This is a genomic window from Thiorhodococcus mannitoliphagus (assembly GCF_010915725.1).
GTDB classification, from domain to species: Bacteria; Pseudomonadota; Gammaproteobacteria; order Chromatiales; family Chromatiaceae; genus Thiorhodococcus; species Thiorhodococcus mannitoliphagus.
The window spans coordinates 1-1,897 of record NZ_JAAIJR010000303.1; the positions used below are offsets into that span (position 1 = coordinate 1).

Sequence of the window (1,897 nt, forward strand, 5' to 3'; positions counted from 1 at the left end):
ACGTCCTCCGGGCGCAGGTGGACCAGGAAGTGTTCCTTGGCTTCGGAGAAGGCCCGCATCAGGGTCCGGTAGAGATCTGTCTTGTCCGCGGTCAGGTAGTTGAAGCTGGTATCGGGCATCCGTTGGTGGGCTTTATCACTGCTGCTTCTGTGGTGACCCTAGCATTGCGAGAAGACGGCGGACAAGGAACTGACGCGGGCGATTCCGGTTATGCCATATCGATTCGGCATATCTGAGAGTATCGGTCTGTTGCTCGGAACAGTGCGAGCGATCGCAGGACCACGTCATGACCGTCGGTCAGACGACCTTGTTCAGAAGCTCGCCTGCCTGGCCGGCTGGGTCTGGTGGGTGGTGAGGCCTCGCTCGCTCGGCCGTCCCGGAATCAGAACAACCAGGATCAGAACAAGTAGGCTAGCCCGGACCCTGGCGGCTGGATCGCCGCCGCCAGCGCCCGGTCGAGATCGCGCCAGAGATCCTCGGCGTCTTCGAGCCCGATCGAGAGCCTCACCAGACCCTCGGTGATGAGGTGCTTGGCCCGTTCCTCCGGCGCATAGGTGCTGTGCGTCATGCTGGCCGGGTGCTGGGCGAGACTCTCGGCATCGCCCAGGCTGACCGCGCAGGTGAAGAGCTGCAGCGCGTCCATGAAGCGCGCGCCCTCGGCGACACCCCCCACAAGCTCGAAGGCGATCATGCCGCCGGGCAGCCGCATCTGGCGTTGGGCCAAGGCGAACTGCGGGTGCGACTCCAGACCCGGGTAATGCACTTGGGATACGGCCGGGTGCTGGGCCAGACGCTCGGCGATCAGCTGGGCGCTCTGACAATGGCGGTCCATGCGCAGGGGCAGCGTCTTCAAACCGCGCAGGACCAGATAGGCATCCATGGGCGACAGGCAGGCGCCGGTTAGCTCCTTCAGACCCTGCATGCGGATCTGTTGCATCAGCTCGGCCCTGCCGAGCAGCGCGCCGGCGATCACGTCCCCATGACCGTTGATGTACTTGGTCAGCGAATGGATGACGACGTCAGCACCAAGGGCCAAGGGTTGCTGCAGATAGGGCGAACAGTAGGTGCTGTCGACCGCGACCAGCGCCGGACAGTGCGCGTGGACTATGTCGGAGACGGCCGCGATGTCCACCAGACGCATGTTGGGGTTGGCCGGCGTCTCGAAGAGGACCAAACGCGTCCGCTCGCTGAGATGTTCCGACAGCGCGTCCGGCCGGGTGAAGTCGGCCGAGCGCGTCAGGATGCCGAACTGCGGCAGCAGATGGTTCACGAGCGAGTGGGTGCAGCCGTAGAGCGTGAGGTCGACCAGCAGCTCGTCGCCCGGTCGCAGCAGGGTCCAGATCAGCGAGGTGATGGCGCCCATACCGGAGCCGAAGGCCAGACCGGCCTCCGCCCCTTCCAGCTCGGCCAGACGCTCCTCCAGGGTCTGCACCGTCGGGTTGGTGACCCGCGTATAGATCATGCCCGGCTCGGTCCCGGCGAAGCGGGCGGCGCCCTGGGCGGCGGACTCGAAGGCGAAGGTCGAGGACCAGAACACCGGCGGATTCAGCGCGCCCTGGTTGGCCAGCGCAGCGTAGGCGGCATGGATGGCGCGGGTGGAGAAGTCCCTGTCGGCCTGGCTCGGAACGTCCTCGGGGTCGATAGCGTGGGTCATGGCGGTACCGGGTCCGGATTGGGTGAAAAGGATAGAATGCCGCAAAGGTTGGGAAATCTCTTGACCTATTCATCCCTTTCGGCCCGCCTAATGAGAAAGAATCTTTCCCAAACCAAGTCTGGCACCACCGCCGCGCTCGACGTGCGGGACCGCCGGCTGCTGCAATGCAGAACTCCTGACTTGGCGCCAAATTCAATGCGACTGGATCGCCTCAAACACGAGGCGCAGCTCGGTACCGGGGTA

At 64.6% G+C, this 1,897-nt stretch carries 3 protein-coding genes; 1 reads left to right on the plus strand and 2 read right to left on the minus strand.

Going from position 1 to position 1,897, the window contains the following annotated elements; all coding sequences use genetic code 11:
* Positions 1–119: DUF2397 family protein (locus tag G3480_RS29155; protein ID WP_164657036.1), on the minus strand; the 119-nt coding region annotated here is incomplete at its 3' end.
* A gap of 278 nt (positions 120–397) precedes the next feature.
* Entirely contained in the window at positions 398–1,654 is a 1,257-nt protein-coding gene (locus G3480_RS26370; RefSeq protein WP_164657163.1) for a trans-sulfuration enzyme family protein, read from the minus strand.
* A gap of 60 nt (positions 1,655–1,714) precedes the next feature.
* Between G3480_RS26370 and G3480_RS28065 the strand changes: the two genes are divergently transcribed.
* On the plus strand, positions 1,715–1,897 hold a 183-nt coding region (locus tag G3480_RS28065; RefSeq protein WP_206171923.1), incomplete at its 3' end, for a hypothetical protein.

Coding starts and splice junctions, on each gene's coding strand:
- G3480_RS26370 (WP_164657163.1), bottom strand. CDS start 1,654: ATGACCCACGCTATCGACCCCGAGGACGTTCCGAGCCAGGCCGACAGG.